This window comes from Bacillus sp. ATD, assembly GCF_050585765.1.
Classification (GTDB): Bacteria; Bacillota; Bacilli; order Bacillales; family Bacillaceae; genus Bacillus; species Bacillus stercoris.
Window position 1 is genome coordinate 699,615 of sequence record NZ_JBOBQH010000001.1, and the last position, 24,681, is coordinate 724,295.

Sequence of the window (24,681 nt, forward strand, 5' to 3'; positions counted from 1 at the left end):
TGAACTTTAGTAACATGATATCGTGCCGATTGAGGAGTGTCATTGGATACAGTAGCCGAAAAAGACAGGTGTGATTGCTGAAAGTGACGAAAAGTGATTGATTTTGTAAGAGAATGTGACAAACGTTAGCTGATCAGCCGCTGCATACGTAAGGCAAGCCGCAAACGCATCGTTGTTTCTGGATCTTTTAAGCTTTTTCCAAGCAGCTCTTCGCATTTTTCAAGGCGGTAAATGACCGTATTGCGATGAACGTACAGACGCTTGGCCGTCTCTGAAATTTGGCAGTGTGTCTCTAAATAGACGGAAAGCGTATGAAGAAGGCTTTGATCCTCCTGCTGTTTTTCAGCAAGGCTCTGAAGCGTGGAGTTGTAAAATTTCTTCAAATCCTCAACCGGGAGCAAGCGCAGAAGCTCAGGCACATCTTTGGCGTGATACACCTGGATAAATGCGGTGCTTCTAGACAAATGCCCCGATTGCAGAGCATCAGAAGCTTCTGTGAACGTGTCGGGAACATCAATGAGCTTTTGGCATATGTTGCTGATGCCAAAGGACACGGTTCGTTTAAATTGAGTGCTGACCTGTGTTTGGAACTGTTCTAAAAAGCTGATCACCGAGGCGTGCATTTCACTCCAGCTGTCTGTCGCCTCGATGAGAATAATGCCGACGTTTCCTTTCATAAAGAAGTGAGGCGGAAACGGGAAGGCCGATAACTCACCTTCAAGAAATTCGAATACGCTGTCGGAAGCGAGCTGATTTTCTGTAAAGCTGATTGATTCGTCATTGCGATCGAGTTTGCCGGCAATGCACATGTATTTTTGATCCCAGCGCAGCTTGAATTCTTTTGCCCGGTTTTTGATTTCGTCGTCTGAAGAAAAGGACCGCTCAATAAAATTGTTAAAAAACTCATTGCGCGCCCGCCGGCTGAACTGCTTCAGCGCATTTTCCTTCAGCAGTTCAAAGGAAATGACGTTGGCCGCTTGTTCAATCGTGAGGATCAATCCTTTGTCGCCGGCCTGCACCATGTCCGGTATCAGCAGGTAGCCGCAGTTTTTTTCGTGATTATAAATGGGAAGGACAGAGCATGTTTTCTGATCTGAGATTGTAGAGAAACAAGTGAAAAATGGCCCGGATACGGTATTCAGGGTGCCTTTCAGCTTTTCGGTTTCAACTGAAGTTTGATGAGACGCTGACAGCATTTTAGCATGCTGGTCTAGAAGCAGCACGGGAAGCTGAAGGAGGTCTGACACCTTTTTGAGCAGAGATTGCAGCCCCTTTCCGCTCATAATGTGGTTTGTGAATTTTTTATGCGCGTAAATGGCTTGCTGCAGCTCGTTAGAACGCATATCGAGAATATGGCTGAGTGTGGCATTCACAATATCCCCAAGGCGGATGTGTTCTGGAAGCTCAATGATCGGAAAAGCGTATGAATCGGCCAGTTCAATGATTTCTTTCGGGATATCCTCCAAGTAGCGCTTTGTTTTAATGCCGAGGCCCGCGCAGCCGCGTTTTGCCATTTGCCGAATCAGTTCAGATAATTGATGCGGGTGATCCTTCAGGTGATAGGCGGTGGTGACGAGCAATTCATTCTTATGCAAAAAGTCTGCGATATCCGGAGCGTCCATCATGTTGACATGCTGAACCTCCCTTTCCCCTCCTGCTTTTCCAGCGATTAAATTGGCGTTTTCAAAAGCCGGTATTTTCATCACATCAAAAATATTCATAGCGCATTCTCCTTTTCTATAAAAACATTGGTTAAGATGAATAATTTTCAATAGGAATTCTAGCGGTTTTGCTGATGTAATACGATCATAGTAGCAGTAAACTGTTGAAAATAGAACTGGTTGTGTGACATAAACTGACATGAAAAATCGTCATCCTTACATGGGGGGATCAATATGGCTTACGATATGGTCATAAAAGGTGCAAAGGCAGTTACGCCAGATGGCGTTACAGAAACTGATATTGCAGTTCAAAACGGTGTCATTGTCGAGATAGGTTCTGACATCGAAGCAAGCGGGGCGGAAATCATCCAGGCAGACGGGACATACGTGTTTCCTGGTGCGATAGACTGCCATGTTCATTTTAATGAACCGGGCAGGGAAGATTGGGAGGGATTTGAAACAGGTTCTCAAATGATGGCCGCAGGCGGCTGCACCACCTTTTTTGATATGCCGCTCAACTGCATTCCATCAACCGTGACGGCAGAGCATCTTCTCGCAAAAGCTGAGCTGGGCAGGCAAAAATCTGCCGTGGATTTTGCGCTATGGGGCGGTCTTGTGCCTGGCCATATCGAGGACATCCGTCCGATGGCTGAAGCGGGAGCGATCGGGTTTAAAGCGTTTTTATCAAAGTCAGGCACTGATGAGTTCCGCTCTGTTGACGAACGGACATTACTCAAAGGTATGGCAGAAATCGCAGATGCGGGAAAAATCCTCGCTCTTCACGCGGAAAGTGACGCGATCACAAGCTATTTGCAGATGGTTTTGGCCAATAAAGGAAAGGTGGATGCGGATGCGTACGCTGCCTCCCGCCCGGAGGAAGCAGAAGCTGAAGCGGTGTATCGCACGATTCAGTATGCGAAGGTGACAGGCTGTCCGGTTCATTTTGTCCATATCAGCACGGCGAAAGCGGTCCGGCTGATCAGAGAGGCGAAACAGGAAGGGCTTGATGTTTCGGTCGAGACATGCCCGCATTATGTCTTGTTCAGCCATGACGATTTACGGGAAAAGGGCTCTGTTGCAAAATGCGCGCCTCCGCTCCGGCCACGGCAATCAAAAGAGAAGCTGATCGAGGCGCTCATTGCCGGGGACATTGACATGGTTTCCTCAGACCATTCCCCTTGCCGTCCATCCTTAAAGCGGGAGGACAATCTGTTTTTATCATGGGGCGGAATCAGCGGCGGGCAGTTCACTTTATTAGGCATGCTGGAACTGGCGCTTGAACATCAGATTCCGTTTGAAACCATCGCAGAATGGACAGCGGCGGCCCCTGCAAAACGATTTGGCCTTCAGAAAAAAGGGCGGCTTGAAGCGGGGTGTGATGCGGATTTTGTGCTCGTCAGCATGGAGCCGTACACTGTCACTAGAGAATCGATGTTTGCAAAGCATAAAATAAGCATTTACGAAGGACATACATTTCCCTGCCGTATTTCGGCCACTTACAGCAAAGGCCGGTGCGTGTACAATGATGGGGAAAAAGTCAGCGGAATTGACGGAGCGCTGGTCGTTCCTTCGTAAGCCCGGCGGATTTTACCGCCGGGTTTTTTGATTTCTGCCGTTCTTGTTTTTAAAATTTCATCAACGTGGTATCTTTTTTAAAAGGAGGCGGAGGCAGTGGAGCATGTCAAATACATACTTAAGCAATCTTGGTCTCGCCATACGAGCTCTAAATGGACGGAAGAATGCCCGTCATGCGGCCAATGCGGTGTGACGGCACTGGTGATTCAGGATCAATTCGGCGGCGCCATTCTGAAAACAAGAGTCGGTGAGAGCTGGCATTTTTATAACAGCTTCAATGGTGTGGTGTACGATTTTACGAGTGAGCAGTTTCAGGCGCCTATTGAATATCAGCATATTCCTTCCACAAGAGAAGAGGCGTTTTTAGATACGAATGAGGAACAATATCAGCATTTGAGTTCTGCTTTTTCCCGCCATATGAACAGCATTTCCGAGGAAACCTGAAAACACGTGTGATAAACTGAAAGAGAGGTGAATGAGTGTGATTTATATTGGACTGACGGGATGGGGGGATCATGACAGCATCTATCCGCCGAAGACGGCCAGCCAGAAAAAATTGCAGGCCTATTCCTCCCATTTTCCGATCGTGGAATTAGACGCGAGCTTTTATGCGATTCAGCCGGCTCGCAATAATGAAAAGTGGGTCAAGGAAACGCCCGAAACCTTCCAATTTATCGTGAAAGCATATCAGGGCATGACAGGGCATCAGCGCGGTGAAATTCCCTTTGACTCAAAAGAGGAGATGTTTGATGCGTTTAAGCTGTCTTTAACGCCATATTTACATAGCAACAAGCTCGCCATGGTGCTGTTTCAATTTCCGCCGTGGTTTGACTGCAAGAAGGAGAATGTCGCCTATTTGAGATGGTGCAAGCACCAAATGGGGGATATTCCTTGTGCGCTTGAATTCAGAAACCGTTCATGGTTCTCGCCGCCGTTTTATGAGCAGACGCTTTCATTTATGAAAGCGGAAGGCTGGATTCACAGTGTTTGTGATGAACCGCAAATCGGAGAAGGCAGCGTTCCGACTGTGCTGCGCGCGACCGATGAAAACAAAACGCTCGTCAGGTTTCACGGACGCAACAAGCAGGGCTGGATGAAGCCTGACGGCGGGAAAAACTGGCGCGAGGTCAGGTACCTATACCGCTACAACCAACAGGAGCTGGAGGATTGGAAAAAGCACCTGAATGAATTGCAGCAGCAATGTAAGGATGTTTTTGTCCTGTTCAACAATAATTCCGGCGGTGACGCGGCGGATAACGGCAAGCAGATGCTTGAACTGCTTGATATCGAGTACAGCGGACTTGCTCCGAGACAGCTCGATTTATTTTAGAAAAGAGGTTTTTACTGATGTCGTTTGTGATTTTGGTCGTCCTGGGATTAATCGCAGGTACGGTAGGAAGTCTGATCGGGCTTGGCGGCGGAATTGTCATTGTGCCGTCTTTGATGTTTTTAAGCACAGTGACGCCGCTGTTTCAGGATGTGACGCCGCAGGTTGCGATTGGAACTTCGCTTTTGGTCATTATTTTTACGGGTCTTTCTTCAACTTTGGCTTATATTAAATATAAAATCGTTGATTATAAGAGCGGGCTCATTTTCTTTATCGGTTCAGGTCCCGGCAGCATAATCGGGGCTTATGTGTCAAAGCTTTTCAATTCAAACTCATTTTCCGTTTGGTTTGGCATTTTTATGATTCTGATTTCATTATCCTTAATGCTGAAAGCGAAAGCCCGGCCCATTAACAAAGCGCACAAAGGGATTATCCGGACATTTCAGGATGATGCCGGTGAGCCTTATACGTACTCATATCAGGCCCCTGTCGGTATTGCCATTGCCTTTGTTGTCGGTTTTTTAGGCGGGCTTTTCGGAATAGGCGGCGGATCACTGATGGTTCCGGCGATGATGCTGTTATTTTTGTTTCCGCCGAAGGTTGCGGTCGCAACATCCATGTTTATTATTTTCCTGTCTTCTATGACAGGGTCTGTCTCACATATTATTTCCGGGCACGTCAATTGGCTGTACGCCCTCGCGCTTGTGCCCGGCGCTTGGTTCGGCGGAAAGCTTGGCGCCGCCATCAACAGAAAAATGCAGACGAAAACGATCGTTATGATCATGCGGATCGTATTGATTTTGATCGGCTGCCAGCTCATTTATGAAGGCATTTTCAGCTGAACGATTAGGGAGAGATATTATGAAGGAGAAGCTCCGCTTATATCATACAAATGATTTGCACAGCCATTTTGAAAACTGGCCGAAAATTGTAGATTATATCGAGCAGAAAAGAAAAGAGCATCAATCAGACAGCGAAGAGACGCTCGTATTTGATATTGGCGATCATCTTGATCGTTTTCAATTCGTGACAGAGGCGACATTCGGAAAAGCCAATGTCGATCTCTTAAACCGCCTTCACATTGATGGAGCGGCGATCGGCAATAACGAAGGGATTACGCTTCCGCATGAAGAGCTTGCTGCTTTATATGATCATGCTGAATTTCCTGTTATCGTCTCCAACCTGTTTGATAAAAACGGGAACCGTCCGTCATGGGCGGTGCCTTACCATATCAAATCATTGAAAAACGGTATGTCCATTGCTTTCTTAGGCGTAACTGTGCCGTATTATCCCGTTTACGACAAGCTGGGATGGACAGTAACAGATGCCCTTGATAGCGTAAAGGAAACCATTCAGGAAGTGAAAGGGCAGGCGGATATCATCGTCCTGCTGTCGCATTTAGGCATTCTTGATGATCAAGCAGTGGCTGAAGCGGTACCTGAGATTGATGTCATTCTCGAATCGCACACCCATCATTTGCTTGAAGACGGACAAGTGGTGAACGGGGTATTGCTTGCCAGTGCTGAGAAATACGGGCATTATGTCGGCTGTGTAGAAATCACGGTGGACAGTGTACAGCGAAGCATCATCAGCAAAACAGCGTCTGTGCAGAACATGGCGGAATGGACAGGAGAATCCGCAGAAACAAAAGCGTTTCTTAATGAAAAAGAACGTGAAGCCGAGGAGAAGCTCTCCGATGCCGTTGCGGAGCTTGCCCAAGATGCTGAGGTGAAGTGGTTTGAAGAATCAGAGCTGCCTTTGCTTTTGGCGTACGCGTTAAAAGAATGGTGCGAGACGGACATCAGTATGGTGAATTCAGGTGTCATTCTCGGTCCGCTGAAAGCAGGCCCTGTGACGAAACTGGATCTGCACCGCATCTGTCCGCATCCGATCAACCCGGTGGCTGTCCGCCTGACGGGTGAAGAACTGAAGGAAACCATTGTCCATGCCGCTTCCGAACAAATGGAACAGCTCCGGATCAAAGGACTTGGCTTCCGCGGAGAAGTGATGGGGAAAATGGTGTATGCCGGCGTTGAGATAGAAACGAAACGGCTCGATGACGGGATCACGCATGTCACCCGCATCACGCTGAACGGGGAAGATATTGAAAAACATAAACAATACTCCGTTGCGGTGCTTGATATGTTTACGCTCGGCAAACTGTTTCCATTGATTCGCGACGCGGCAGAAAAAGAATACTTTATGCCGGAATTTTTGCGGGATCTGCTCGCTTGGAAGCTCGCGCAATAAGGCTGTCAGCCCACAACAAGCTGTGCCCTTCATCATAAAGTGATGAATGAAGGGAGTGGTTGACGTGGTAAATCTGACACCGATCATGATAGAAGGACAGCCTTTTACAGCTGTGACAGTAAAACTTCCCAAAACGAATTTTATGGCCGTCGCCAATGATCACGGATACATTATGTGCGGCGCGCTTGATGTGGCGCTGCTGAATGAGAAATTAAAGGAGCGTGGCATCGTGGCGGGGCGCGCAGTTGGTGTCCGCACCATTGACCAGCTGTTAGACGCACCTTTAGAATCCGTCACGTACGCCGCGGAAGATCTTGGCATTCAAGTCGGCATGAGCGGCAGAGAAGCGCTTTTAAAAATGGTGAAATAAAATAAATTGGCCCCGGCTATTACTATGTCCTCTCTTACAAGCATACATTGTGATATGTAAGGGGGGATTTTCTTGCCAAGATATCGCGGCCCTTTTCGCAAGAGAGGACCTTTGCCTTTCCGTTACGTGATGCTCCTGTCAGTTGTCTTTTTTATCCTGTCAACAACGGTCAGCCTTTGGATGATCAATGGCTCGATCAAACCTGTTTTAATGGACATCGGCGAGATGGAAACGAAGCGTATCGCGACAGAGGTGATCCAGGATTCGATTGAGGACTATATGTCTGACAGTGAAAATATGAAAGATATGTTTCAAATGAATTCTGATGAAAACGGAAATTTAACGACAATCGATTTTAATACACAGGTTGTAAACAGTGTAAAAACAAAAGTGACAAAGCAGCTTCAGGCTCATCTGAAAGAGATGGAAACCCATACCGGACACAGCGGCGCCAGTGAAAACATTATGATCAACATTCCGCTGGGACAGGTAACCGGCAACAGCCTTCTTGGAAACCTCGGGCCGAAAATCCCGGTCCGGTTCAATTTAATCGGTGACGCTTTTACAGATGTCAAAACCAAAATCAAGCCGTATGGCATAAATAACGCACTTATTGATATCAGCATCTTTGTCGAAATTAAAGTGAAGGTCATTATTCCGTTTGCCAGCAAAACCGCTGTCGTCACAAATAATGTTCCTGTATCGATTAAAGCAGTGCAGGGCGAAGTGCCGCAATTTTATAATGGAAGCGGCGGCTCGGGTGTCACTCCTTCTGTCCAGCTCCCGAGCAGCAAAGAAGAAGACGGTGATGATTCAAAAAAAGAAAAAAGCAGCAAATAAGCCGCCTGTCGAAGAGGCGGCTTTTTGTTACTTCTTTTTTTTGTATTCATATCGCTCCCACGCCCTCAAATGCGGGTATGGATCAAATGACCATTCGGTTCTTCCATTGTCTTTGTACATGCCATAGTGCAGATGCGGCGGGAACTTCCCGGCGGTTCCCGGAGGGCCGTATCCGGAGCTACCGACTGATCCAATCACTTGGCCAGGCTCAACGATTTGTCCTGTTTTAATACCTTTGGCAAACCCATTGAGATGGGCAAAATAATGATACGTATTGTTAATGTCCCTGATGCCGATTCTCCATCCTCCGAAGCGGTTCCAGCCCTTCATTTCAACTACGCCGTAACATGTGGATTTGACAGGAAGGCCGTAATGGGCAAAGATATCCGTACCTTCATGAATCCGTCTTCCTCCGAAGCCGCGGGCATCTCCCCACGTGCTTCGATAGCTGTAATCGGTTCTGATCGGAAGCGGGAATGCATGCTCGCCCAGGTCAATATGGCCGTAGGCTTTAAACAGCTTCATGAATTCAGATATGATCCCCACTGTCTGATCGCGCCGGTAATAATGCCAGAGCCCGATGCGGATGTTGTCCTCATCTGTGCCGTACGACAGCAAGTATTGGCTGAACGTATACAAAATATCTTCATCGTTGCTGACCTCTGCTTTCCCATCTCCATCGCCATCCATTCCGATTCCGTCAAACACTTTAATGCTTAACGGCGCATCGTCTTTCGGATTTGGGTTTTCAGGACCGCTCCAGATTTCATCGGGTATATGGATGCTGATGATTCCCGCCTTGTCGGGCAGATCTTTCCGGTTGCTCCGCACATTTTCCTCGTATTGATCAACAGCGGCGAGCGCATACCAAGGGATCTGCGTCACAGCCTCGATTTTATGATATAATTCCATCCGTTTCGACAGCACTGGATCTGAAAGCTTTTTTCCAGACGCAGAAGGCTCAAAGGCAAACAAAAGGAGAAGAAGAGCGGATAACAAAACTTTCACAAAATAATCTCCTTTCATATTGAATACACATAGTTTGCAGCAACCCAGCTTAAAAATGTCAGTAATCATCTTCCCTTGTCGAGAAATTTTTCCTATGTTAAAGTGTCTAAAGAAAAGACTTTCTTTAGTTAGAAAAACATTATTTTTGTTGCAGAAATAAAACCTGCACCTTTCTCGTTTTCAGAATGTTTCGTGTCAGAAATTGAGTATATTGGATATTGGAGATGATGGGAATTGGCAAAGAAAGACGAACACCTCAGAAAGCCCGAATGGCTCAAAATCAAATTAAATACAAATGAAAACTATACAGGGCTCAAAAAACTCATGCGGGAAAACAACCTGCATACCGTATGCGAAGAAGCAAAATGCCCGAATATTCATGAATGCTGGGCGGTCAGACGTACAGCGACATTTATGATTTTAGGTTCTGTTTGCACAAGAGCATGCCGTTTCTGTGCTGTCAAAACAGGCCTTCCAACTGAGCTTGACCTGCAAGAGCCGGAACGCGTAGCGGATTCAGTCGCGCTTATGAATCTGAAGCACGCGGTCATTACGGCTGTGGCGCGTGACGATCAGAAAGACGGCGGGGCAGGCATTTTCGCGGAAACCGTCCGTGCAATCCGCAGAAAAAGCCCGTTCACAACAATTGAGGTGCTGCCGTCTGATATGGGCGGAAACTACGATAACCTAAAAACCTTGATGGATACACGCCCAGACATCCTGAATCACAATATCGAAACGGTTCGACGCCTGACGCCAAGAGTCCGCGCGCGTGCGACGTACGATCGTTCATTGGAATTTTTGCGCCGTGCGAAGGAAATGCAGCCTGACATTCCGACGAAATCAAGTATTATGATTGGACTTGGCGAAACCAAAGAAGAGATTATTGAAGTAATGGACGACCTCTTGGCGAACAACGTGGATATTATGGCAATCGGCCAATATCTGCAGCCGACGAAAAAACACTTGAAAGTCCAAAAATACTATCACCCTGATGAATTTGCAGAATTAAAGGAAATCGCGATGCAAAAAGGTTTCAGCCATTGCGAAGCCGGTCCGCTTGTCCGCTCCTCTTACCATGCGGATGAACAGGTAAACGAAGCATCTAAAAAGCGTCAAGCACAAGCGTAATGCCAAAACGCCAGATCATCTGGCGTTTTTGTCATTCCTATCGATTTTCATGTCCTGGTGTGTTTCTCCATTGGCATTTTCATTCTCTGAGACGGGGCTTCCCTGCGGGGAGGTTTTCATTTCTTGAATCGTCCCCGACATGATCTCTCTGATATCTCTGGAACCAGAGCCGAGATTGCTGTAATTTTCGATGGACTGCATATGGTTTGGATTATCGGAAATATACACATGATAGTATCGCGGTATGACAGATGCCGCTGTTTTTTTGACCTGATCGGCGGTCAGCTCCCGGTTTTTAGAATCGGTTTTGTATACGACAAGCGCTTCTCGGTCAGTCACCAATGTCGCAGCATCTTGAATATGAGGGAGCTGAACCGTTAAACTTGATATTATGTGAGCGGTTTCTTCCCGGTTCATCACCAGCGTTTTCTGCTGTTCGCCGTCAAATTGTTCTTTTTGATAGCGGACATAGCCAAATTGTTCGTTCTCATCATGCCTGTTAAAAGCCTCGTTGCGATCCGACACATGAATGGGTTTGGTTTGATTCTGTGTCTGATTGCGGACATTCTCGGCATTATCCAATCCTGCGCCTCCGCATCCGGATAAAAGTCCGGTCAGCAGGCAGAGGCTGATGGCAGTTCGTTTCATTTATCAATCCCTCCTCATGTGTAGGGTAGCCAAATCGCATGATTTATTCTTTAGCAATTGATGGGGACGGGGCAATGAATTATGATAGGAATGAGTGAAAAAGAGGTGAAATCATGATTCTTATTCAAAATGCCGAATTTGAATTGGTGCACAATTTCAAAGACGGCTTCAACGAAGAGGCTTTTAAAGCCCGCTACTCCGATATATTAAATAAATACGATTATATTGTGGGAGACTGGGGATACGGTCAGCTTAGGCTCAAGGGCTTCTTTGACGACCAGAATCAAAAGGCAACCTTCGAAACGAAAATCAGCACATTAGATGAATATATTTACGAATACTGCAATTTCGGCTGTGCGTATTTTGTCTTGAAACGGATCAGAAAATAAATATACACAAAGGGGATGCTGTCATGTATTTTGTTGACAGAAACAAAATAGAGAAAACACTGGGGTTCTTCGAGCACCAGCTGGCGCTATTTAACTCACAAACAGACTGGCAGACTGAATTCGGGGGACTGGCGCTTCAGCGTATAGGCCATCTGTTGATCGAATGCATTCTTGATACAGGCAATGACATGATTGACGGTTTTATTATGCGGGACCCGGGCAGCTATGATGACATTATGGACATACTTGTTGATGAAAAAGTTGTCACGGAAAAAGAGGGAACTGAGCTCAAGAAATTGATCGCCTACCGCAAAACATTGGTTCAACAGTACCTGCTCGCTGACAGCGGCGAGCTTTACAGGCTGATCAAGGCGCATCAAGCAGCCCTTCAAGACTTCCCGAAACGGATCAGAAGCTATTTGGAAACAGAGCTAGGACCTGTTTCCGCGTTTAAATAACAACTGGAAAGCCACAGGAGTGTTGGAAATGAAAACATATAAAGGGTATTTAATTGATTTAGACGGAACGATGTACAATGGCACGGAAAAAATCGAGGAAGCGTGTGAATTTGTCAGAACGCTGAAAGATCGCGGCGTTCCTTATCTTTTCGTGACAAACAACTCTTCGCGCACACCGAAGCAGGTGGCGGACAAGCTGATGTCTTTTGATATTCCGGCAACAGAAGAGCAGGTTTTCACGACAAGCATGGCTACTGCCCAGCATATTGCCCAGCAGAAAAAAGACGCGTCTGTATATGTGATTGGGGAGGAAGGAATCCGCCAGGCGATTGAAGAAAACGGCCTGACATTTGGCGGAGAAAACGCGGACTTTGTCGTTGTTGGTATCGACCGTTCCATTACATACGAAAAATTTGCTGTTGGCTGCCTGGCAATCAGAAATGGCGCCCGCTTTATTTCCACTAACGGAGATATTGCGATCCCGACTGAAAGAGGGCTTCTGCCTGGAAACGGCTCACTGACATCTGTGTTAACCGTATCTACAGGTGTACAGCCTGTATTTATCGGCAAGCCGGAGTCAATCATTATGGAGCAGGCGATGCGCGTTCTCGGCACAGAAGTGTCTGAAACACTCATGGTCGGCGACAACTACGCGACTGATATTATGGCCGGCATTAACGCGGGTATGGATACGCTGCTCGTTCACACGGGCGTAACGAAAAGAGAGCATATGACAGACGAAATGGAAAAACCGACTCACGCCATTGACTCTCTGACTGAATGGATTCCATACATTTGAAAAAAGGGCGCCCCAAAAGGGTGCCCTTATTCTGTGTGCCGCGCGCGGTGTGCGAGCCTGCTTGAGGCCGCGGCGGAAATCGCCCCGACGATGTCATCCAGAAAGGTGTGGCATTCGCCGGTTGATTTATCATTTAATCGTTTAAGGATTCCGGGTTTTTCTTTGTCGATGTAACCGTAGTTCGTAAACCCGATCGATCCGTAAATGTTTACAATGGAAAATGCCAGAACTTCATCTACTCCATATAGGCTTTCATCTATTTCCAGCATCGTTTGCAGCGGTTCAGACAGTTTTTTCTGCTCAGCAAGAACATCCAATTCAATGCCCGTTAAAATCGCGTTTTGCACCTCGCGTTTTGCGAGAACACGATTGACGTTCAGCGTGCATTCATCAATGGTTAAATCCGGATGATATTTTTTCTGCAGAAAAAAGACAAGCTCGGCAATATCTGATACCTCTACGCCGCGCTCCTTCATCCGTGCTCTTGCTTTAGCTTCCATCTGACTGAATTGTTCGTTTTCTGACATCAGCTTCACCCAATCTTTTTTACTAGTTTATACAAAATGTTTGAGAAGTTTACGACTTTTTCTTGCGCCTTGTTCGGATTAAAATATGTATTCATAATTCCGGCTCTGTATGACTACGATGTGATGAGCCCTAATTCAACAGGCAGGTGATCATGGTGAAAGGTACAATAAAAGAAAAATACGGCATTCACATCAGGCAGCTCTCCGTGTACCAGCACACATATCAATGCTTTCAGACGCCTAATTCATTCTTTCTGATAGTCCCCGTTTCCCAATTCTCAGATACAGAGCTGGCGGAGCTTTATTACATGAGTCAGTATTTACAAGAACAAAGTGACCCATACGTTTCGGTTTTTATCTTTACAAAAGAAGGCGAGCTGACATTTGAACATGAAGAAAAAACGTACGCTCTGCTGAAGGCGGCCCCCCCTTATTCAAACAGGGCGTTCTCCATTGGAGCGGAGCTGGCGGAATTTCACCGAAAAGGCCGAGGGTATCCGTATGAGGTGAAGGCAGCCGGAAGAATCGGCCAGTGGAAGGATCTGTGGGGAAAACGCATTGATCAGCTGGAGGTGTTTTGGCAGCGAAAGGTTCATAGCCCTCCTCACGAGCCATTCGATAAAAAAATGATCGAGTCATTTCCATATTATTTAGGACTGTCAGAAAACGCGATCCAATATTTAGTGGACACGGAGCTGGATGACAAGCCCCAAGCCGCTGATTCAGGAACGATATGCCATCAGCGGATGGAAAGGCATACATGGTCACCCGAATCACTGATCAGGATTCCGGCGGATTGGGTGTTTGACCACGCTTCCCGTGATATGGCTGAATATATGAGACATACGTTTTTGCATCACAGACAAGATTTTCAACAGCAGGGCTTTCTCTTTTTGCAGGAATACGAGCAAGTCACACCGCTGTCTTCGTTTTCGAAACGCCTTTTATACAGTCGTCTGCTTTTTCCGCTTCATTATTTTGAAATTGTGGAAAGCTATTACATGTCTTCAGAATCAGAAAAGCATTATTTTGAAGAACAGCTTGACTTTATTCTTAATGACTGTGAGCGTTATGAACAATTTCTCAATACAGCGCAGGAATTCATGAATATGCGGGCGCAGAAGCTGTTTGTTCCCCGCGTCAGCTGGCTCGGCAAAGGCAGCTCAGGGTGAGGAGAAAATCTGACAAAAATAATTAGAAAATAAAGAATCTTGTCGTATCAATGTGTTAAGCGTTTACATTCGAAAAATTCAGCCTATCGCTGTCTTGTCAAAACAGAAGCGGGCTTATATAATGTTTGTAACTTATATGTCTGTGTTGAGTTAACAATTGTCTTTTTCAAGAGGACAATCAAAAGAAAGGTGGAGTTTTTTTGAAAGCGATTCGTGTAGGGCTTTTAGGTTTAGGTACCGTGGGAAGCGGTGTCGTTAAAATTATTCAAGATCATCAGGATAAGCTTATGCATCAGGTCGGCTGTCCGGTTACGATAAAAAAAGTGCTTGTAAAAGATATTGAGAAAAAGAGAGAAGTAGATTTGCCGAAAGAAGTGCTTACGACAGAAGTATATGATGTCATTGATGACCCGGATGTTGATGTTGTTATCGAGGTGATCGGCGGAGTTGAGCAGACAAAACAATATTTGGTCGACGCGCTGAGATCGAAAAAGCATGTTGTCACAGCAAACAAGGACTTAATGGCTGTGTACGGCTCCGAGCTGCTTGCTGAAGCGAAGGAAAATGGATGCGATATCTACTTTGAAGCCAGTGTTGCCGGCGGGATTCCGATTCTGCGCACCTTAGAGGAAGGCCTCTCATCAGACCGGATTACAAAAATGATGGGAATTGTGAACGGCACAACGAACTTTATCTTAACAAAAATGATCAAAGAGAAAAGCCCTTACGAGGAAGTGCTCAAGGAAGCCCAGGATCTCGGTTTTGCCGAAGCTGATCCGACTTCAGACGTGGAAGGGCTTGACGCCGCACGGAAAATGGCGATATTGGCGCGCCTCGGCTTCTCGATGAACGTAGATTTGGAAGACGTTAAGGTAAAGGGGATCTCCCAGATTACAGACGAGGACATCAGCTTCAGCAAACGTCTCGGCTATACAATGAAGCTGATCGGGATTGCCCAGCGTGACGGCAGCAAAATCGAAGTCAGCGTACAGCCGACACTGCTTCCTGACCACCATCCGCTTTCTGCTGTTCATAATGAGTTTAACGCCGTTTATGTATACGGCGAGGCTGTCGGTGAGACGATGTTCTACGGACCGGGAGCCGGAAGCATGCCGACAGCGACCTCCGTTGTTTCTGACCTTGTCGCTGTCATGAAAAATATGCGCCTCGGCGTAACCGGCAATAGCTTTGTCGGGCCGCAATATGAGAAAAACATGAAATCGCCGTCTGACATTTACGCACAGCAGTTTTTAAGAATTCATGTAAAAGATGAGGTTGGTTCATTCTCGAAAATTACGTCTGTGTTCTCAGAACGGGGCGTGAGCTTTGAGAAAATTCTTCAGCTGCCAATTAAAGGCCATGATGAGTTAGCAGAAATCGTAATTGTCACACACCATACATCAGAAGCTGATTTCAGTGATATCCTGCAAAACCTAAATGATTTGGAAGTCGTTCAAGAAGTCAAAAGCACATATCGTGTAGAAGGGAACGGTTGGAGCTAATGTGGAAAGGACTTATCCATCAATATAAAGAATTTTTACCTGTAACAGATCAAACACCGGCGCTTACTTTACATGAAGGAAACACGCCTCTTATTCACCTGCCGAAGCTGTCTGAGCAGCTCGGAATTGAGCTTCATGTCAAAACGGAGGGCGTCAATCCTACTGGATCATTTAAAGATCGCGGAATGGTTATGGCTGTAGCGAAGGCAAAAGAAGAAGGCAATGACACAATTATGTGCGCGTCAACAGGTAACACTTCCGCTGCTGCGGCAGCCTATGCAGCCCGCGCTAACATGAAATGCATCGTCATTATCCCGAACGGAAAAATTGCGTTTGGAAAACTCGCTCAAGCAGTCATGTACGGAGCCGAGATTATCGCAATTGACGGAAACTTTGACGACGCGCTTAAAATTGTCCGTTCCATCTGTGAGAAATCACCGATTGCCCTTGTCAACTCAGTCAACCCTTACCGCATTGAAGGCCAAAAAACTGCTGCCTTCGAAGTGTGCGAACAGCTGGGGGAAGCGCCGGATGTGTTAGCGATCCCAGTTGGAAACGCGGGAAATATCACTGCGTACTGGAAAGGCTTCAAGGAATATCATGAGAAAAACGGCACAGGCCTTCCAAAAATGCGCGGCTTTGAAGCGGAGGGCGCTGCGGCAATTGTGCGCAATGAAGTGATTGAAAATCCGGAAACAATAGCGACGGCCATTCGGATTGGAAACCCGGCAAGCTGGGACAAAGCGGTAAAGGCAGCCGAGGAATCCAATGGGAAAATTGACGAAGTCACTGATGATGAAATCCTTCACGCCTATCAGCTGATTGCCCGTGAAGAAGGCGTGTTTGCAGAACCAGGTTCTTGCGCGTCTATCGCAGGAGTGCTGAAACAGGTGAAATCCGGGGAAATTCCGAAAGGCAGCAAGGTCGTGGCTGTGTTAACAGGAAACGGACTGAAAGATCCGAACACAGCGGTCGACATTTCCGAAATCAAGCCCGTCACATTGCCGACTGATGAAGAAAGCATCCTCGAATATATAAAAGGAGCAGCCCGTGTATGAACGAAGCCGACATGCTGTTCTCTGTCACTGTTCCCGGAAGCACGGCTAACCTGGGCCCCGGCTTTGATTCAGTCGGAATGGCGCTTAGCAGGTATTTGAAGCTGACCGTCTTTGAAAGCGACAAATGGTCATTTGAAGCTGAAACAGAAACAGTCGCCGGAATTCCGGCGGGTACAGATAACCTGATCTATCAAGTGGCTAAACGGACCGCAGATTTATACGGAAAAGAAATGCCCCCTGTCCATGTGAAGGTGTGGAGCGACATCCCTCTTGCACGCGGCCTTGGCAGCAGCGCCGCGGCGATTGTAGCGGCCATTGAACTGGCTGATGAATTATGCGGCCTAAAGCTGTCTGAAGCGGACAAGCTGCATGTAGCCAGTCTAGAAGAAGGACACCCGGACAATGCTGGCGCGTCTCTCGTTGGCGGACTTGTGATCGGCCTGCATGAGGATGACGAGACCCAAATGATCCGCGTCCCGGATGCCGACATTGACGTTGTCGTTGTCATTCCTTTTTACGAAGTGCTGACAAGAGACGCAAGAGACGTGCTTCCGAAGGAGTTTCCATATGCCGATGCCGTAAAAGCAAGTGCTGTCAGCAATATGCTCATTGCTGCGATCATGTCCAAGGATTGGCCGCTCGTCGGGAAAATGATGAAAAAGGATATATTTCATCAGCCGTACCGGGCGATGCTAGTGCCTGAGCTGTCTAAAGTAGAACACGTCGCCGAGATGAAGGGCGCATATGGAACGGCTCTCAGCGGGGCAGGCCCGACGATTCTCGTCATGACCGAAAAAGGAAAGGGAGAAGAGCTGAAGGAACAGCTCGCGCTTCATTTCCCTCATTGTGAAGTGGACGCTTTGACCGTTCCGAAAGAGGGAAGTATAATAGAGCGAAACCCTTTATACCAAGTAAAAAGTGTATAGATCATGCCAAGCGTCACTCAGCCTCAGCTGAGGGCGCTTTTTTTGCTGGAGATAAAGGAGTTTTTATTTAGGAAAACGAAATACATGTAAAAAGGAGGAGATATGAATATGAAAAAGCTGATAACCGCAGAAGACATCACAGAGATTGTCTCTGTGACAGATCCTCAATACGCCTCAGACGGCACCCGTGCCGCATTTGTGAAGTCGCAAGTAAACCAAGAGAAAGATTCGTATACATCAAATATATGGATCTACGAAACAAAAACAGGCGGGTCTGTTCCTTGGACACATGGAGAAAAGCGAAGCACCGACCCAAGATGGTCTCCGGACGGGCGCACGCTTGCTTTTATTTCTGATCGTGACGGGGATGCAGCACAGCTGTATATCATGAGCACTGAAGGCGGAGAAGCAAGAAAACTGACTGATATCCCATATGGCGTGTCAAAGCCGCTATGGTCTCCTGACGGTGAATCGATTCTTGTCACTGTCAATTTGGGAGAGGGGGAAAGTGTTAATGATCAAGAAAAAATGGAGCAGGACAGCTATGAACCTGTTGAAGTTCATGGTCTCTCCTATAAACGGGACGGCAAAGGGCTGACGAGAGGTGCGTATGCCCAGCTTGTGCTTGTCAGCGTCAAGTCTGGCGAGATGAAGGAGCTGACAAATCACAAAGCCGATCATGGCGATCCTGCTTTTTCTCCTGACGGCAAATGGCTTGTTTTCTCAGCTAATTTAACTGAAACGGATGATGCCAGCAAGCCGCATGATGTTTACATGATGTCACTGGCGTCTGGTGATCTAAAGCAGGTTACACCTCATCGCGGCTCATTCGGATCAAGTTCATTTTCATCAGACGGAAGGTATCTTGCTTTGCTTGGAAATGAAAAGGAATATAAGAATGCAACGCTCTCAAAGGCGTGGCTCTATGATATCGAACAAGGCCGCCTCACATGTCTGACTGAGATGCTGGACGTTCATTTAGCGGATGCGCTGATTGGAGATTCATTGATTGGAGGTGCCGAACAGCGCCCGATTTGGACGAAAGACTGCCAAGGGTTTTATGTTATCGGCACAGATCAAGGAAGCACGGGAATCTATTATATTTCGATTGAAGGCCTTGTGTATCCGATTCGTCTGGAAAAGGAGTACATCAATAGCTTTTCTCTTTCACCTGATGAACAGCACTTTATGGCCAGTGTGACAAAGCCGGACAGACCGAGTGAGCTTTACAGTATCCCGCTTGGACAGGAAGAAAAACAGCTGACTGGCGTGAATGACAAGTTTGTCAGTGAACATGCGATTTCAATGCCTGAAGAGATTCAATATGTCACAGAAGACGGCGTGACGGTGAACGGCTGGCTGATGAAGCCCGCACAAATGGAAGCTGAAACAGCATATCCACTTATTCTCAACATACACGGTGGTCCTCATATGATGTACGGGCATACATATTTTCATGAGTTTCAAGTGCTGGCGGCGAAAGGATATGCGGTCGTCTATATCAATCCGAGGGGAAGCCACGGCTACGGTCAGGAATTTGTGAATGCAGTCAGAGGAGATTATGGGGGAAAGGATTATGACGATGTGATGCAGGCTGTGGATGAGGCTATCAAACGAGATCCGCAGATTGATCCTAAGCGGCTCGGCGTTACGGGCGGAAGCTACGGAGGTTTTATGACCAACTGGATCGTCGGGCAGACGAACCGCTTTAAAGCTGCCGTCACCCAGCGTTCGATTTCAAATTGGATCAGCTTTCACGGCGTCAGTGATATCGGCTATTTCTTTACAGACTGGCAGCTTGAGCATGACATGTTTGAGGACACAGAAAAGCTCTGGGACCGGTCTCCTTTAAAATACGCAGCAAACGTTAAGACACCGCTTTTGATTCTGCATAGCGAGCGGGATGACCGATGCCCGATCGAGCAGGCGGAGCAGCTGTTTATCGCTCTAAAAAAAATGGGCAAGGAAACGATGTTTGTCCGTTTTCCGAAAGCGTCGCACAATTTGTCACGCACCGGACACCCAAGACAGCGGATCAAGCGCCTGAATTATATAAGCTCATGGTTTGACCAATATCTCTAATAAAAAAAGCCAGGCTGATCAAATATCAGCCTGGCTGCTTGATTAAAAGACTTGTTCTACTTCAACGACACCCGGCACTTCTTCTAGAAGAGCGCGCTCAATTCCGGCTTTCAGCGTAATTGTTGAACTTGGGCAGCTGCCGCATGCGCCTAGAAGACGAAGCTTAACAATACCTTCATCTACGTCTACAAGCTCACAGTCACCGCCGTCACGAAGTAAAAACGGACGAAGTTTGTCCAGTACTTCCTGCACCTGTTCTTTCATTTCAACTTCAGTCATGACATTCGCTCCTTTCATCGTCATAAAACCATTATATTCAGTGTAACAATAAAAATCTATTGTTTGGTTTGCAAAGTTGCTTTCCCTATTATAGCACATTCAGACTTCAACACAAAAACGGTTTTTTTCTATAAAAACGCCCTTTGGCTCTGTATACTTAAAGAAAGGACTTACCTAGGAGAAGGGGGCATTTGCAGTGATGAAGCCAATCATGCTCAGCGTGTACGGGGCAGAAACCGTTTGTGCGAGCTGTGTCAATATGCCGACAGCCAAGGATACATACGAGTGGCTTGAGGCTGCGCTGAAAAGAAAATATCCAAATCAGCCTTTTGAGATGCAATACATCGATATTCATGAGCCGCCTGACAATGAACATGAGAAAGAGCTTGCGGAAAAAATCAGAAATGACGAGTATTTTTATCCGCTTGTGCTCGTAGAAGACAAAATTGTCGGTGAAGGCAATCCAAAATTAAAAGACGTTTATGAGGAAATGGAGAAGCATGGGTATATAGAAAACCGCTGACTTGATCAGCGGTTACAGCGTGTGGACAAACCCTCGCATTCGTTGTCAAGCCTGTGCGTTGGTGCTCACGAATGAAAACATTCGCTCCGCTCCAATGCTCGCCTTTCCTAGACTTCAAGGGTTTTCAAACACGCTGAAAAGATGAAAACGGCTAAAACTAAAACCGTTTTAGCCGTTGTAATCATTTAAACCGCTGACCTGGTCAGCGGTTCTTCTCTATCATTAACCGTTATGGTGTTTGTACATCCACAGCAAGCCGGATTTCAGCATACGCGGAACACGGCCGATCAGCGGACGGTCAGCAACAAGCCCGAAACCGGCTTTTTTTCCAAGTGAACCGAGGACGCCTTTCAGCTTAAACTGCGGCATTGATTCAGGCAGGGCTTCTCCATTCCAGCGTTTTTGCAAGATTTGGACAATCTGCTCTGCTTGAGCCTCTGCCAGCTGGGCGCTCGGTGCATGAGGAAGGCTGGCGCAATCGCCGACAACATACAGATGTTCATCACCTGGAAGATTGTGATGAGGCGTTAATACAATACGCCCTTGTGCGTCCTTCTCCACATCTAAGTCTCTGACAACTTTGTTTGGCTGTATGCCGGCAGTCCACACGATGGCGTCTGCAGAAATCGGATCATCGTGGTTATACACAACGCCTTCTTCTACTTTTGTGATATTTGCCCTGTTAATAATGCGGACACCGTGCTCTTCGAACCATTTTTGCACATATTTGCTCAAACGCTCGGGAAAGCTTGATAAAATGAGATTACCGCGGTCGAACAAAATAATGTTCAGGTCATCACGGCTTTCTCTCAATTCACTTGCAAGCTCAACACCGCTTAAGCCCGCTCCGACAATGGCGACGGTGGCATTAGCGCTCAGGTTATTCAGCTTTTGGTAGGTTTCACGGGACTGATCGATGGTTTGAATGCTGTAGGTGAATTCAGGCGCTCCCGGCACGTTGTGATATTTATCCTCACAGCCGAGCCCGATGACGGCGTCATCGTAAGAAATCGGTTCACGATCTTGGAACAGCACTTGTTTTTGTGCAATATCAATTGATGTGATATCACCGTATTGGACATCCAGGCGAGGGTGCTCTGGGAATGACACTCTGATATGGTGGTCAGAAATTGTGCCTGCGGCAAGGGCATAATATTCTGTTTTCAAGCAGTGATAAGGATTTCTGTCAATTAACGTGATTGAAACATCATCAGGCAGCTGGTTTGGCAATAAGCGATGAAGAACACGCATGTTCCCGTAACCTCCGCCGATCAAGACCAATTTTTTCATTTGAATTCCCCTTTAATCCGAAGAGTATGATAGACACATTGAAGAAAATACGAACTATGTAAAATAACATCTAGAATTATATCGAATTTGATCTAAAATCACAATAATAGTTTCAAAATAACCTACAATTTAGCCTGAAAGCGCAAATTAGTAAAACGTTATACAAGAAATGATATGTTACGATAATAAATCTTGAACAGTCCGTTGTCTTTGACGAATCGTAAAAAATTCGCGATAATGGATGTATGTGAGGTGAAACCGCATGAATCCAATGATTGAATTTTGTGTCAGCAATCTGGCTCACGGCTCTCAGGAAGCTAGGGCGATTTTAGAGAAGGATCCCAACCTGGATGTCCTTGAATACGGCTGCTTAAGCTACTGCGGGACATGTATGGAATCGCTTTTCGCTCTGGTAAACGGAGAAGTCGTCATGGGTGAAACGCCTGCTGAGCTTGTTGAGAATATATATACCTTTATTAAAGAAAATCCAATGTTTTAAAGAAAAGGGCCTGGACAGGCCCTTTTTTATTTTGTCGTACAAAAGAACTAAAAAATGTGTAGACATCAAAAAATATTATTGTTATCGTATAAAAGATATTTTTTTAAATAAAATTTAAGAGGTGTACGAGTATTCATGAATGTTCTGTGGGGACTGCTGGGCGCAGTTGCGATCATTGCTATCGCGTTTTTATTTTCAGAAAAGAAAAGCAATATTAAGATAAGAACCGTCATCGTTGGTTTATGCACACAGGTGGCGTTTGGATACATCGTGTTGAAATGGGAAGCGGGACGCGCTGTTTTTTTATGGTTTTCAAGCCGTGTACAGCTTCTGATTGACTATGCGAATGAAGGCATCAGTTTTATTTTTGGACCGCTTTTAAAGGTCGGCGACAGTCCGGCATTTGCATTAAGTGTACTGCCCGTTATCATTTTCTTCTCAGCACTGATTGCAGTTTTATATCATTTGAAAATCATGCAGCTCGTTTTCCGTGTCATTGGTGGCGGATTGTCGAAGCTCCTTGGAACAAGCAAAACGGAATCTCTGGCAGCGGCTGCCAATATTTTTGTAGGACAATCAGAATCTCCGTTAGTGATCAAGCCCCTGATTGCCGGGCTGACGCGCTCTGAGTTGTTTACGATTATGACGAGCGGACTATCGGCTGTTGCGGGATCTACCTTGTTTGGGTACGCGCTTCTTGGTATTCCGATTGAATACTTGCTGGCGGCCAGCTTTATGGCTGCTCCAGCTGGACTTGTGTTTGGTAAATTGATTATACCCGAAACGGAAAAAACGCAAACCGTAAATAGCGATTTTAAAATGGATGAAGGCGAAGGCGCAGCCAATGTCATTGACGCAGCTGCAAAGGGAGCGTCAACAGGACTGCAAATTGCGTTAAATGTTGGGGCGATGCTGCTAGCGTTCGTTGCGTTAATCGCCGTAGTAAACGGTATTCTCGGCGGGGCTTTCGGCTTGTTCGGCTTAAAAGGCGTCACATTAGAATCCATTCTCGGCTATGTGTTTTCTCCTATCGCCTTTTTGATTGGCGTGCCTTGGCATGAAGCATTGCAGGCTGGAAGCTATATCGGCCAGAAATTGGTGCTGAATGAGTTTGTCGCTTATTCTAACTTCGGTCCGCACATCGGCGAGTTTTCTAAGAAAACGGCTACCATTATCAGTTTTGCGTTATGCGGATTCGCCAATTTTTCCTCAATAGCGATTATGCTTGGTACGCTTGGCGGATTAGCGCCCAGCCGCCGTTCGGATATCGCACGTCTCGGCTTGAAGGCTGTTCTTGCGGGAACATTAGCCAATCTGCTCAGCGCAGCTATTGCCGGCATGTTTATATAAACAATAAAAGCTCCTTGCGTCAGTGCAAGGAGCTTTTATGTATGAAAAACGGGGGATAATTGTATTGTGTCCGTTTATAATAGCTTTTATACTAAGAAAAAGAAAAAAGTTGGAGGCACCTATGAACTCATTTCGATTTACCAAAATGCACGGCCTGGGAAACAATTATATTTATGTGAATCAATTTGAAGAACAGCTTCCTGAAGAAAAACTGTCAGAGATTGCAATTCAGGTTTCTTCTGTTTATACAGGGATCGGTTCTGACGGAATGATCCTGATATGCCCATCAGATCAAGCGCCTGTTAAAATGCGGATTTTTAATAATGACGGGTCTGAAGGGAAAAACTGCGGCAACGGCCTGCGCTGCGTCGCAAAATACGCATATGAGCATAAGCTGGTTGAGGAAACATCTTTTCTGATTGAAACCCTCTCCGGGCTTGTGAAAGCGGAGGTTCAAGTTGAAAATGGAAAAGTGAATGTGGTCACTGTCGATATGGGCGAACCGCGCTTATCAAAATCCGAGCTCCCGATGCTTGACGGCGGGGAAGAGCACACAATCAATGAAACCATGGCATTTGGTGAAGTTGAGCTAACAGGCACTGCCGTTTCAATGGGAAATCCGCATATCGTTTTTCCGATCGCTGACATCGAACAGGCACCCTTAACAACACTGGGACCGGTGATTGAGAAAGACCCAAGATTTCCGGAAGGCGTCAATGTGGAATTCGTCGAAACCGTGAATGAACAAGAACTGCATTTCCGCGTCTGGGAACGGGGATCAGGCATTACACAGGCATGCGGGACAGGGGCATGTGCAGCGGCTGTCGCATCTGTGTTGAACGGCGTATCAAAACGAAATCAAGACATCACGGTGCATTTAGCAGGCGGTGATTTGGTGATAAACTGGAAAGATAACGGCCATGTGATGATGACAGGGCCTGCCGAAACCGTTTGTGAGGGTGTCTATTTCTTGTAAAACACCTTGTTTGAGAATTGGGACGATCATGTTTATAATAA

Annotated in this window: 26 protein-coding genes; 20 read left to right on the top strand and 6 right to left on the bottom strand. The window is 46.5% G+C overall.

What is annotated here, in order from left to right:
- Positions 1–125: 125 nt before the first annotated feature.
- Entirely contained in the window at positions 126–1,721 is a 1,596-nt protein-coding gene (pucR, locus tag ACQXR1_RS03545) for a purine catabolism transcriptional regulator PucR (protein WP_430771737.1), read from the bottom strand.
- Positions 1,722–1,895: 174 nt separating this feature from the next.
- Between pucR and ACQXR1_RS03550 the strand changes: the two genes are divergently transcribed.
- From ACQXR1_RS03550 to yunB, 7 genes are all read left to right on the top strand, one after another.
- Positions 1,896–3,236 (top strand): allantoinase, encoded by a 1,341-nt coding sequence (locus ACQXR1_RS03550; protein WP_430771738.1) that lies wholly within the window; start codon positions 1,896–1,898, stop codon positions 3,234–3,236.
- A gap of 96 nt (positions 3,237–3,332) precedes the next feature.
- On the top strand, positions 3,333–3,680 hold the full coding sequence (locus tag ACQXR1_RS03555; RefSeq protein WP_040081928.1) for a YunG family protein: 348 nt from the start codon (positions 3,333–3,335) through the stop codon (positions 3,678–3,680).
- A gap of 37 nt (positions 3,681–3,717) precedes the next feature.
- The gene (locus ACQXR1_RS03560; RefSeq protein ID WP_069840307.1) at positions 3,718–4,566 is read left to right on the top strand and encodes a DUF72 domain-containing protein; all 849 of its coding nucleotides are present in this window, start codon (positions 3,718–3,720) and stop codon (positions 4,564–4,566) included.
- Positions 4,567–4,583: 17 nt separating this feature from the next.
- Positions 4,584–5,405: a sulfite exporter TauE/SafE family protein gene (locus tag ACQXR1_RS03565; protein ID WP_014665251.1), complete on the top strand. Its 822-nt coding sequence runs from the start codon at positions 4,584–4,586 to the stop codon at positions 5,403–5,405.
- A 19-nt stretch (positions 5,406–5,424) separates the two neighbouring features.
- Positions 5,425–6,813, top strand: a complete 1,389-nt coding sequence (locus ACQXR1_RS03570; RefSeq protein WP_430771739.1) for a bifunctional metallophosphatase/5'-nucleotidase — start codon at positions 5,425–5,427, stop codon at positions 6,811–6,813.
- Positions 6,814–6,877: 64 nt separating this feature from the next.
- Complete coding sequence (locus tag ACQXR1_RS03575) at positions 6,878–7,183, top strand: YunC family protein (protein WP_015251300.1); 306 nt, start codon at positions 6,878–6,880, stop codon at positions 7,181–7,183.
- Between the two features lie 72 nt (positions 7,184–7,255).
- On the top strand, positions 7,256–8,023 hold the full coding sequence (gene yunB, locus ACQXR1_RS03580) for a sporulation protein YunB (RefSeq protein WP_430771740.1): 768 nt from the start codon (positions 7,256–7,258) through the stop codon (positions 8,021–8,023).
- A gap of 27 nt (positions 8,024–8,050) precedes the next feature.
- Here the strand turns inward: yunB and lytH are convergent, their stop codons facing one another.
- Positions 8,051–9,031 carry an L-Ala--D-Glu endopeptidase gene (gene lytH, locus ACQXR1_RS03585; protein ID WP_430771741.1) on the bottom strand — a complete coding sequence of 327 codons (981 nt, stop codon included), beginning with the start codon at positions 9,029–9,031 and terminating at the stop codon, positions 8,051–8,053.
- Between the two features lie 234 nt (positions 9,032–9,265).
- Between lytH and lipA the strand changes: the two genes are divergently transcribed.
- Positions 9,266–10,162: a lipoyl synthase gene (gene lipA, locus ACQXR1_RS03590; RefSeq protein WP_003222888.1), complete on the top strand. Its 897-nt coding sequence runs from the start codon at positions 9,266–9,268 to the stop codon at positions 10,160–10,162.
- 15 nt (positions 10,163–10,177) lie between these two features.
- Here the strand turns inward: lipA and ACQXR1_RS03595 are convergent, their stop codons facing one another.
- Positions 10,178–10,810, bottom strand: coding sequence for a YhcN/YlaJ family sporulation lipoprotein (locus tag ACQXR1_RS03595; RefSeq protein WP_430771742.1), 633 nt, complete (start codon positions 10,808–10,810; stop codon positions 10,178–10,180).
- 113 nt (positions 10,811–10,923) lie between these two features.
- Here ACQXR1_RS03595 and ACQXR1_RS03600 point away from each other — a divergent pair, with 113 nt between their 5' ends.
- The 3 genes from ACQXR1_RS03600 to nucF are packed head-to-tail and all read left to right on the top strand — an operon-like array spanning position 10,924 to position 12,456.
- Entirely contained in the window at positions 10,924–11,199 is a 276-nt protein-coding gene (locus tag ACQXR1_RS03600) for a YutD family protein (RefSeq protein ID WP_003228682.1), read from the top strand.
- A gap of 23 nt (positions 11,200–11,222) precedes the next feature.
- Positions 11,223–11,657: a DUF86 domain-containing protein gene (locus ACQXR1_RS03605; protein ID WP_014665245.1), complete on the top strand. Its 435-nt coding sequence runs from the start codon at positions 11,223–11,225 to the stop codon at positions 11,655–11,657.
- A gap of 28 nt (positions 11,658–11,685) precedes the next feature.
- Entirely contained in the window at positions 11,686–12,456 is a 771-nt protein-coding gene (nucF, locus tag ACQXR1_RS03610; RefSeq protein WP_071580815.1) for a 5' nucleotidase NucF, read from the top strand.
- A gap of 26 nt (positions 12,457–12,482) precedes the next feature.
- On the opposite strand, the gene ACQXR1_RS03615 is transcribed toward nucF, so the two are convergent.
- Positions 12,483–12,983 carry a phosphatidylglycerophosphatase A family protein gene (locus tag ACQXR1_RS03615; protein ID WP_003243814.1) on the bottom strand — a complete coding sequence of 167 codons (501 nt, stop codon included), beginning with the start codon at positions 12,981–12,983 and terminating at the stop codon, positions 12,483–12,485.
- Between the two features lie 152 nt (positions 12,984–13,135).
- Here ACQXR1_RS03615 and cotNH point away from each other — a divergent pair, with 152 nt between their 5' ends.
- From cotNH to ACQXR1_RS03640, 5 genes are all read left to right on the top strand, one after another.
- A complete protein-coding gene (gene cotNH, locus ACQXR1_RS03620) occupies positions 13,136–14,155 on the top strand; it encodes a spore coat-associated protein CotNH (protein ID WP_014665243.1) in 1,020 nt (339 codons plus the stop codon).
- Between the two features lie 200 nt (positions 14,156–14,355).
- Positions 14,356–15,657 (top strand): homoserine dehydrogenase, encoded by a 1,302-nt coding sequence (locus ACQXR1_RS03625; RefSeq protein ID WP_014477878.1) that lies wholly within the window; start codon positions 14,356–14,358, stop codon positions 15,655–15,657.
- Complete coding sequence (gene thrC / locus ACQXR1_RS03630) at positions 15,657–16,715, top strand: threonine synthase (protein ID WP_103032348.1); 1,059 nt, start codon at positions 15,657–15,659, stop codon at positions 16,713–16,715. The genes ACQXR1_RS03625 and thrC overlap by 1 nt, the downstream gene beginning before the upstream one ends.
- The gene (gene thrB / locus ACQXR1_RS03635) at positions 16,712–17,641 is read left to right on the top strand and encodes a homoserine kinase (RefSeq protein ID WP_014665240.1); all 930 of its coding nucleotides are present in this window, start codon (positions 16,712–16,714) and stop codon (positions 17,639–17,641) included. Before thrC ends, thrB begins: the two co-directional genes overlap by 4 nt.
- Positions 17,642–17,749: 108 nt before the next feature.
- Complete coding sequence (locus tag ACQXR1_RS03640; RefSeq protein WP_430771743.1) at positions 17,750–19,723, top strand: S9 family peptidase; 1,974 nt, start codon at positions 17,750–17,752, stop codon at positions 19,721–19,723.
- A gap of 42 nt (positions 19,724–19,765) precedes the next feature.
- Here the strand turns inward: ACQXR1_RS03640 and ACQXR1_RS03645 are convergent, their stop codons facing one another.
- A complete protein-coding gene (locus tag ACQXR1_RS03645) occupies positions 19,766–20,101 on the bottom strand; it encodes a NifU family protein (RefSeq protein ID WP_172640843.1) in 336 nt (111 codons plus the stop codon).
- A gap of 97 nt (positions 20,102–20,198) precedes the next feature.
- Between ACQXR1_RS03645 and ACQXR1_RS03650 the strand changes: the two genes are divergently transcribed.
- Positions 20,199–20,525, top strand: coding sequence for a YuzD family protein (locus ACQXR1_RS03650; RefSeq protein WP_430771744.1), 327 nt, complete (start codon positions 20,199–20,201; stop codon positions 20,523–20,525).
- Positions 20,526–20,747: 222 nt separating this feature from the next.
- Here the strand turns inward: ACQXR1_RS03650 and ACQXR1_RS03655 are convergent, their stop codons facing one another.
- On the bottom strand, positions 20,748–21,815 hold the full coding sequence (locus ACQXR1_RS03655) for an NAD(P)/FAD-dependent oxidoreductase (protein ID WP_014665237.1): 1,068 nt from the start codon (positions 21,813–21,815) through the stop codon (positions 20,748–20,750).
- Between the two features lie 262 nt (positions 21,816–22,077).
- On the opposite strand from ACQXR1_RS03655, the gene ACQXR1_RS03660 reads away from it, so the two are divergent.
- The 3 genes from ACQXR1_RS03660 to dapF all read left to right on the top strand — a co-directional run bounded on the left by ACQXR1_RS03660 (position 22,078) and on the right by dapF (position 24,640).
- Positions 22,078–22,314 (top strand): YuzB family protein, encoded by a 237-nt coding sequence (locus ACQXR1_RS03660; protein WP_430771745.1) that lies wholly within the window; start codon positions 22,078–22,080, stop codon positions 22,312–22,314.
- A gap of 135 nt (positions 22,315–22,449) precedes the next feature.
- A complete protein-coding gene (locus ACQXR1_RS03665) occupies positions 22,450–23,664 on the top strand; it encodes a NupC/NupG family nucleoside CNT transporter (RefSeq protein ID WP_014665236.1) in 1,215 nt (404 codons plus the stop codon).
- 121 nt (positions 23,665–23,785) lie between these two features.
- Positions 23,786–24,640 carry a diaminopimelate epimerase gene (gene dapF / locus ACQXR1_RS03670; protein WP_014665235.1) on the top strand — a complete coding sequence of 285 codons (855 nt, stop codon included), beginning with the start codon at positions 23,786–23,788 and terminating at the stop codon, positions 24,638–24,640.
- Positions 24,641–24,681 lie beyond the last annotated feature (41 nt).

What these genes read in the sequence shown, in the direction of transcription:
- ACQXR1_RS03655 (WP_014665237.1), bottom strand. Translation starts at nt 21,815, where the DNA reads ATGAAAAAATTGGTCTTGATCGGCGGAGGTTACGGGAACATGCGTGTT.
- cotNH (WP_014665243.1), top strand. Translation starts at nt 13,136, where the DNA reads ATGGTGAAAGGTACAATAAAAGAAAAATACGGCATTCACATCAGGCAG.
- ACQXR1_RS03660 (WP_430771745.1), top strand. Translation starts at nt 22,078, where the DNA reads ATGAATCCAATGATTGAATTTTGTGTCAGCAATCTGGCTCACGGCTCT.
- ACQXR1_RS03550 (WP_430771738.1), top strand. Translation starts at nt 1,896, where the DNA reads ATGGCTTACGATATGGTCATAAAAGGTGCAAAGGCAGTTACGCCAGAT.
- ACQXR1_RS03615 (WP_003243814.1), bottom strand. Translation starts at nt 12,983, where the DNA reads ATGTCAGAAAACGAACAATTCAGTCAGATGGAAGCTAAAGCAAGAGCA.
- ACQXR1_RS03645 (WP_172640843.1), bottom strand. Translation starts at nt 20,101, where the DNA reads ATGTGCTATAATAGGGAAAGCAACTTTGCAAACCAAACAATAGATTTT.
- thrB (WP_014665240.1), top strand. Translation starts at nt 16,712, where the DNA reads ATGAACGAAGCCGACATGCTGTTCTCTGTCACTGTTCCCGGAAGCACG.
- ACQXR1_RS03565 (WP_014665251.1), top strand. Translation starts at nt 4,584, where the DNA reads ATGTCGTTTGTGATTTTGGTCGTCCTGGGATTAATCGCAGGTACGGTA.
- ACQXR1_RS03600 (WP_003228682.1), top strand. Translation starts at nt 10,924, where the DNA reads ATGATTCTTATTCAAAATGCCGAATTTGAATTGGTGCACAATTTCAAA.
- ACQXR1_RS03595 (WP_430771742.1), bottom strand. Translation starts at nt 10,810, where the DNA reads ATGAAACGAACTGCCATCAGCCTCTGCCTGCTGACCGGACTTTTATCC.
- nucF (WP_071580815.1), top strand. Translation starts at nt 11,686, where the DNA reads ATGAAAACATATAAAGGGTATTTAATTGATTTAGACGGAACGATGTAC.
- dapF (WP_014665235.1), top strand. Translation starts at nt 23,786, where the DNA reads ATGAACTCATTTCGATTTACCAAAATGCACGGCCTGGGAAACAATTAT.
- thrC (WP_103032348.1), top strand. Translation starts at nt 15,657, where the DNA reads ATGTGGAAAGGACTTATCCATCAATATAAAGAATTTTTACCTGTAACA.
- ACQXR1_RS03570 (WP_430771739.1), top strand. Translation starts at nt 5,425, where the DNA reads ATGAAGGAGAAGCTCCGCTTATATCATACAAATGATTTGCACAGCCAT.
- ACQXR1_RS03640 (WP_430771743.1), top strand. Translation starts at nt 17,750, where the DNA reads ATGAAAAAGCTGATAACCGCAGAAGACATCACAGAGATTGTCTCTGTG.
- ACQXR1_RS03665 (WP_014665236.1), top strand. Translation starts at nt 22,450, where the DNA reads ATGAATGTTCTGTGGGGACTGCTGGGCGCAGTTGCGATCATTGCTATC.
- pucR (WP_430771737.1), bottom strand. Translation starts at nt 1,721, where the DNA reads ATGAATATTTTTGATGTGATGAAAATACCGGCTTTTGAAAACGCCAAT.
- ACQXR1_RS03605 (WP_014665245.1), top strand. Translation starts at nt 11,223, where the DNA reads ATGTATTTTGTTGACAGAAACAAAATAGAGAAAACACTGGGGTTCTTC.